Raw genomic sequence first — 227 nt, 5'->3', positions numbered from 1 at the left:
CCTTCGATGTTTCAAATGTTCCTGCAATATGTGGATCAAAATAAAAGCCGGAGCTTTAGTCAAGTGGCGAGCTTGAAGACGGTATTCGTAAGCGGCGAAGCGCTGCCGCTGTCGCAAGCCGAGGCGTTCTACCGTATATTTGGCGAACGAGTGCAGTTGGTTAATTTGTACGGGCCAACGGAGGCAACGGTCGATGTATCGCATTTGCGCTGCGAGCCGGGCATGGC

The 227-nt window shown here is 52.9% G+C and carries 1 protein-coding gene; it reads left to right on the top strand.

Annotated elements, in window-relative coordinates; translation table 11 throughout:
• Window positions 1–227: AMP-binding protein (locus tag IEX98_RS29330; RefSeq protein WP_229692447.1), on the top strand; the 227-nt coding region annotated here is incomplete at both ends.

The sequence above is a fragment of the Paenibacillus radicis (ex Gao et al. 2016) genome, assembly GCF_014641555.1.
In the GTDB taxonomy this organism is placed as follows: Bacteria; Bacillota; Bacilli; order Paenibacillales; family Paenibacillaceae; genus Pristimantibacillus; species Pristimantibacillus radicis.
This window is presented reverse-complemented; position numbering and strand designations above follow the sequence as displayed.